This window comes from Bradyrhizobium sp. 23, assembly GCF_023073295.1.
Classification (GTDB): domain Bacteria; phylum Pseudomonadota; class Alphaproteobacteria; order Rhizobiales; family Xanthobacteraceae; genus Bradyrhizobium; species Bradyrhizobium canariense_D.
The window spans coordinates 482,298-489,253 of record NZ_JADPJF010000064.1 but is presented as its reverse complement, the minus strand read 5'-3'; the positions used below and the strand labels follow the sequence as shown (position 1 = coordinate 489,253).

Below are 6,956 nucleotides of genomic sequence, written 5' to 3'. Positions count from 1 at the left end.
CCCCCCCATCCACGAACTTGATCGCCAACCGCGCGAAGAACGTGGATGCCCGGGACAAGCCCGGGCATGACGAAATAACTCAGAGCGCGTCGAGCGGCATCATCACCCCAGCACCGTCTTGCCGTTCTTGATCACAGTGACGCCGCGCGACTTTACCTTGGCTTCGAACGAGATCACGCTGCCGTCCTTCCAGAGGTCCATGGTCACGGTCTCGCCGGGATAGACCGGCGAGGAGAACCGCGCGACGTGCTGGCGGAAGGCGGAAGCGTCGTAATCGGCATAGGTCTGGAGCACGCCGCGGCAGGTGATGCCGTACGTGCACATGCCGTGCAGGATCGGACGTGGGAAGCCGGCCTTCTTCGCGAACTCAGGGTCGGAGTGCAGCGGGTTGCGATCGCCGCAGAGACGATAGACCAGCGCCTGGTCGGGACGCGTCACGATGTCGATGGTCGTGTCGGGTGCGCGGGACGGGCTCTTGTGCGGATCCGGCTGGGTCAGGTTCGGCCCGCCAAAGCCGCCGTCGCCGCGGGCGAAGCGGGAGGCGACCAGAGTTGCCAGCTTCTCGCCGTTCTCGTTCTTGAGCACGGTCTGATGGCTGATGACCACGCCCTTGTCCTTGCCCTTGTCGTAGACTTCGACCACGGAGGAATCGGCGGTGATGTGCGCGGCGACCGGCAGTGGCTGGTGGAAGGTGATGTCGCGCTCGCCGTCCACCACCATCACGCGGTTGAGGTTCATCTCGCCAGGCCCCGCGCCCCACGCGGCGACGGATGCAAAAGTCGGCACCACCTTGAGCGGTCGCGGCGTCAGCGTGCCCTCGTTGACGAAGGCGAGCTCGTTCTCGTCCATCGGATCGGCGCCAAGCCCAATGCCGTAGGCATAGAGCATCACTTCGCGGTCGGTGTAGGCATATTTCTGGCCGAGGTTTTTGAGGCCTTTGAGTTCGTCGTATCTGGCGGACATTTTTGTTGTTTCCTCCCGGCAGTTTCAGCGAATGGCGGCGCCCATTGATGCGCCCTCTCCCCTTGCGGGAGAGGGCTCCAAGGTGCTCGCAACAAACTCGTTTGGGTGAGGGGTTCGCTCCCCATCGAACAATCTCTCGGTGGAGAGAGACCCCTCATCCGGCGCTTCGCGCCACCTTCTCCCGCAAGGGGAGAAGGGAAGAAAGCGACTACGCCGGCGTAAAGAACGGCAATGGCGCGCCGTCGGTCGGCTTGAACACCACCTTCACCTTCTGGCCGATCTTCAACGTCGTCAAATCGCAATCGACGAAATTGGTCTGGAGCGATGGGCCTTCCTTCAGCGTGACGTAGCCGATCGCGTAAGGGCCGGTCGGCGACTTCCGCATCAAGCTGTAGGTGTAGATCGTACCCTCGCCCGAAGACTCCTCCCACACCGTCTTGTCGGAGTAGCAGAACGGGCAGATCGCACGCGGGAAATAGTGCGCCTCGCCGCACGCGGTGCAGCGCTTGATCATGAACCTGCCCTCTTTGGCCGCATCCCAGAACGCGGCTGTCTCAGGGTTCGTCACCGGGGCCGGATATTTCTTGGCTTCGCTCATCACACGCGCTCCAGAATGGCCGTCGAGGCGGCGTGGCGAACACCCAAAAGCCCGCCGGTGCCGTGGGCGATGGCGAGATCGCAATTCTTGACCTGCACCTTCGGATGCGCCTCGCCGCGCAGTTGCCGCACGGCCTCGAGGATCTTGGTCATGCCGCCGCGATTGACGGGATGGTTGCTGCAGAGGCCACCGCCATCGGTGTTGAACGGCAGCTTGCCGACGCCCGAGATCAGATTGCCGTCGGCGACGAACTTGCCGCCCTCACCTTTCTTGCAGAAGCCGAGGTCTTCGAGCTGCATCAGGACGGTGATGGTGAAGCTGTCGTAGATCGAGGCGTATTTGATGTCCTTCGGCGTGATGCCGGCTTCCTCGAAGGCACGCGGGCCGGACCAGATGCCGGCGGAGTATGTGAGGTCGAGATCCTTGCCGCCGCGCGGGCCCTTCATCGCCTCGCCATGTCCGATCAGCTTGACCAAAGGCTTCTTCAGGCTCTTGGCGATTTCAGGCGTGGTCACGATCAGCGCGCCGCCGCCGTCGGAGACCACGCAGCAATCCATGCGATGCAAGGGATCAGAGATCATCGGCGAGTTCAGGACGTCCTGGACGGTCACGACGTCCTTGAGCATCGCATGCGGATTGTATTGCGCATGGTGCGAGGCCGCGACCTTGATCCAGGCGAGCTGCTCGCTGGTGGTGCCATAGTCGTGCATGTGGCGCATGGCACACATGCCATAGGCATTGTGCGTGGTCGCGCCGTAAGCCGTCTCGAAATCGGCCTCGGCGCCGGCCGCGCGCGGCGGCATCGCCCCGGTGCGCGGCTTGCCGGCCAGCGTGATCAGCGCGATCGAGCACTTGCCCGCGGCAATCGCTTCAGCGGCGTGGCCGAGATGGATGATGTAGGAGCAGCCGCCGGTCTCGGTTGAATCGACATGGCGCAGTTTCTTGGTATTGAGGCCGAGATAATCGACCATCGGCCAGGCGCCGCCCGGGGCGTCGCCCGCGCAGAAATAGCCGTCGACGTCGTCCTTGCTGAGCCCGGCATCCTCGATCGCCCCCTTGGCGACCTCGGCATGGAGCTGCGCGGTGGATTTGTCCGGCGCGTGCCGGGTCGGGTGTTCGTAGATCCCGGCAATGTAGGCCTTGCCCTTGATGGTCAAATAAGGTCTCCGCTGGCGTTTCTCACTTCCGGTTTTTTCTGAACCGCTGCCGCCCTGTTGGCAAGCGCGGAAATATTCCGTCGGGCGAGAGGGCAGGGGCTGGCGCAAATGGCCGCCGCATCATCCGAGGTGCGGTGGAAGGCCCTGCTGCCGCAGTCGTCGTTGCGAGCGCAGCGAAGCAATCCAGGAATCTTTCCGCGGACGCACTCTGGAATTGCTTCGCTGCGCTCGCAATGATGGGAACGACGGGCAGAACCCTAAAGCTGTTTTGCCAGACGGCACAAGTGATTTCGTTTTATCGAAAAATGTTTTTTCGCGAAAACAACCCCATGCACAGTAGAACGGTGGTTGATTTCAAACAGGAATTTGCAGGGTGGATTAGCGAGTCCACCCCACGAAAATTCTACTCCGCCGCGATCTGCCTCGGCGCCGGCGGCGGGTTCGCGAGGTCGGCGGCGAGCTGGGCGTAGCGGGCCTTGGCGTCTGCTACGGCCTTCTCCTTCACCGGGCCGTAGCCGCGGATGCGGTCGGGCAGCGAGAGCAGCTCCACCGCGGTATCGATCGTCAGCGGCGACAGCAGGCCGAGCACGGTGGCGACGTCCTTCTCGTAGCCGGCGATCAGATCGCGCTCGAGCTTGCGGTCGGCACTGCGACCGAAGATGTCGAGCGGCGTGCCGCGCAGGAACTTGAATTTTGCCAGCACGCGGAACACCGGAAGCATCCACGGGCCGAAGGCGCGCTTCTTCGGGCGGCCGAGCGCATCGACGCCCCTGCTCAGAATGGGCGGGGCCAGGTTGAAGTTGAACTTGAAGTCGCCTTCGAACTGGTCGCGGAGCTGCTTTTCGAAGGCGCCATCGGTGTAGAGGCGCGCGACCTCGTATTCGTCCTTGTAGGCCAGCAGCTTGGCGTAGTTGACCGCAACGGCGCGGGTCAGCGCCTCGTCATAGCCGCCCTGCCTGGCGACGTCGCTGACCTGATCGACCAGCTTGCGGTAGCGTTTCGCGAGGCGGCCGTTCTGGTACGCCGTGAGATGCCTGGTGCGATGCTCGATGACCTCGTCGAGCGTCATTGCGTCCAGGGACTTGGGCGCAACGACCTCATCCGTTCCCTTCAGCATGCCGGCAAGCCGTGCGGGATCGGCGACCGCGAGGCGGCCGAGGCGGAAGGCTTCCTTGTTCATCTTGATCGAGACGCCGTTGACCTCGATCGCCTGCTCGATCGACTCCGCTGACAACGGCAAGAGGCCCTTCTGATAGGCGTAGCCCATCATCATCATGTTGGTGGCGATGCTGTCGCCGAGCAGCTGTTCGGCCGGCTTGGTGAAGTCGAAGAATACCGAGTCCTTGTGCAGCGCGGTTTCCAGCAGCCCGTTCAGCTTGCGGGTCTGGAAGTTGAAATCGCGGTTGAGAACGAAGTCGGCGGTGGGAATGACGTGGCTGTTGATGATGCCGCGGGTGCGGCTGGTGTCGCAGAGTGAGATGGTGTCCTTGGCAACCGCGACCACCTCATCGGCGGCGAGCACGACATCGGCCGTGCCCGTGACGATGCGCGAGCAGGTCACCTCTGCCGGATGATCGGACAGGCGGACGTGGCTCAGCACCGCCCCACCCTTTTGCGCCAGGCCCGACATATCGAGGATCATCGAGGCCTTGCCCTCGATATGGGCGGCCATGCCGAGCAGCGCGCCGATGGTCAGCACGCCGGTCCCGCCGACGCCGCCGACAGCGATGTTGTAGGGCTTGTCCAGGTTGGGGCGCGATGCCGGCTCGGGCAGATCGCCGATATCGCCGACGCCCGCCGGCGCGCGCTTGCGCATCTTGCCGCCGTCGACGGTGACGAAGGACGGACAAAAGCCTTTGACGCAGGAATAATCCTTGTTGCAGGTCGACTGGTTGATGGCGCGCTTGCGGCCGAACTCGGTCTCGAGCGGCTCGACCGAAATGCAGTTCGATTGCACCGAGCAATCGCCGCAGCCTTCACACACCGCGGGATTGATCAGCACACGGCGCGCCGGATCCTCCATCGTGCCGCGCTTGCGGCGGCGCCGCTTCTCGGCGGCGCAAGTCTGCACGAACACGATCGCGGACGCGCCCTTGACCTTCCGCAGGGTCTTCTGGACCGCGTCGAGTTCGTCACGATGCGCGGTCTTGACGCCGGGCGCGATCTCGTTCGCCGGATAGGCGTCGGGATCTTCTGAGACCAGATAGATCTCGCGGATGCCTTCGCTGTGTAGCTGGAAGGTGATCTGCTGCGGCGACAATTCCCCGTCGACATGCTGGCCGCCGGTCATCGCGGTCGCGTCGTTGTAGAGGATCTTATAGGTGATGTTGGCGCCGGAGGCGATCGCCTGGCGGATCGCGAGGCTGCCGGAGTGGAAATACGTGCCGTCGCCGAGATTGGCGAAGACGTGCTCTTCCTTTGTGAAGGGGGCAACGCCGACCCACGGCACACCCTCGCCGCCCATGTGGGTGAAGGTCTCGGTGGAGCGATCCATCCACAGTGCCATGAAGTGGCACCCGATGCCGGCAAAGGCGCGACTGCCTTCGGGCACCTTGGTCGAGGTGTTGTGCGGGCAGCCGGAGCAGAAATAGGGGGTGCGGGCGGCAGGCGCGGTCGCCTGCATTTGCGATGCCTGGCGGCCGTTGAACCAATCGGCCTTGGCGCGCAGCATCGTTGCAATTTCGGGATTGAGATCAAGTCGAAGCAGCCGCTCGGTCAGCGAGCTCGCCAGCGAGGCGACGCTGAGTTCTTCGGCAAAGGGAAGGAAGCGCTTGTCGTGATCGTCCATCTTGCCGATAATGCGGGGACGGACATCGTCGCGCCAGTTGAACAGCTCCTGCTTCACTTGGTTCTCGACGATCTCGCGGCGCTCTTCGATGATGAAGATTTCCTCGAGTCCTACAGCGAATTGCCTGACGCCTTCCGGCTCCAGAGGCCACGGCATGCCGATCTTGTACAATCGAAGTCCGATCTTGGCGGCGACCTCGGGCGTGATCCCGAGCTCGCGCAGCGCCTGACGGATATCCTCGTAGCTCTTGCCGGACGCCATGATGCCGTAGCGGGCGTTGGGCGAGTCCATGGTGACGCGATTGACCTTGTTGGCGCGTGCAAAGGCGATCGCGGCAAAGCCCTTGTAGTCCTGCAGGCGGCGGTCCTGGGCGAAGCGGTCGTCGGGCCAGCGCAGATTGAGGCCGCCTTCGGGCATCTCGAAATCGGTCGGGATCACGAACGGCGTCATCTCGTCGGTGAGGTCGATCTCGGCGGTGGTCTCCACCGTCTCCGTGATCACCTTCATGCCGACCCAGCAGCCCGAGTAGCGCGACATCGCGATACCCAGAAGACCCATCTCGATCATCTCGTGTACGCTCGACGGGTAGAGATAGGGCATCAGCGCCGACATGAAGGCGTGGTCGGATTGATGCGGGACCGTCGAGGATTTTGCGCCGTGGTCGTCGCCGGCGAGACACAAGACGCCGCCGTTCTTGGCGGAGCCCGCGGCATTGCCGTGGCGGAAGACGTCGCCGCAGCGATCGACGCCGGGGCCCTTGCCGTACCAGATGCCGACCACGCCGTCATACTTGGCGCCGGGCGAGAGGTTGAGCTGCTGCGAGCCCCAGACCGCGGTCGCGGCCAGATCCTCGTTCACGCCGGGCTGGAACTTGATGTTGTACTGCTCGAGATGCTTGCGCGCGGCGAAGAGCTGCTGGTCATAGCCGCCGAGCGGCGAGCCGCGATAGCCGGAGATGAAGCCGGCGGTGTTCAATCCCGCGGCACGGTCGCGCCGGATCTGGGCCATCGGCAGCCGGACCAGGGCCTGAATGCCCGTCGTGAAAATATGTCCGGTGTCCTGGGTGTATTTCTGATCGAGACTGATCGGACCCTGGTTGATGCCCATTATGTCCTCTTCCGCCCTTTTGAGCGCTTGGCTGCTTAAGCCGTTGCCTGCCCGTTGTTTTTAGCTAGGGCGCGCCGACCATTTCCGCCACTCTATGTCGGATATTTCACGCTCCGCATCACAATTCTGGACCAAAGGGAGCGCCGGGTAAAAATCGCAATTTCGTGGCTGCATTGGCATCCGCGATTTTCATTTTGTGTCACCATACCCCCGCCGTCGCGCAACGAATTGACGCCCCGTCATCCGGCACGGCGTCGATGGGTCGCAGGAGAGGCTTTCGATGCGGACGATTCTCACTGGCCTGGCTCTCGTGGGCCTGGCGTTGTGCAGTGCGGTTGCGAGC

Annotated in this window: 4 protein-coding genes; all 4 read right to left on the bottom strand. The window is 63.3% G+C overall.

Translation table 11 applies throughout. The features are described 5' to 3' along the window. Nucleotides 1-102 precede the first annotated feature (102 nt). The 4 genes from IVB32_RS17585 to IVB32_RS17570 all read right to left on the bottom strand — a co-directional run bounded on the left by IVB32_RS17585 (nucleotide 103) and on the right by IVB32_RS17570 (nucleotide 6,613). A complete protein-coding gene (locus IVB32_RS17585) occupies nucleotides 103-963 on the bottom strand; it encodes a MaoC family dehydratase (RefSeq protein WP_247385093.1) in 861 nt (286 codons plus the stop codon). 208 nt (nucleotides 964-1,171) lie between these two features. Next, entirely contained in the window at nucleotides 1,172-1,561 is a 390-nt protein-coding gene (locus tag IVB32_RS17580; protein ID WP_085360844.1) for an OB-fold domain-containing protein, read from the bottom strand. After that, nucleotides 1,561-2,718, bottom strand: coding sequence for a thiolase domain-containing protein (locus IVB32_RS17575; protein WP_247385082.1), 1,158 nt, complete (start codon nucleotides 2,716-2,718; stop codon nucleotides 1,561-1,563). Before IVB32_RS17575 ends, IVB32_RS17580 begins: the two co-directional genes overlap by 1 nt. A gap of 403 nt (nucleotides 2,719-3,121) precedes the next feature. Beyond that, nucleotides 3,122-6,613, bottom strand: a complete 3,492-nt coding sequence (locus tag IVB32_RS17570) for an indolepyruvate ferredoxin oxidoreductase family protein (RefSeq protein WP_247410795.1) — start codon at nucleotides 6,611-6,613, stop codon at nucleotides 3,122-3,124. Nucleotides 6,614-6,956 lie beyond the last annotated feature (343 nt).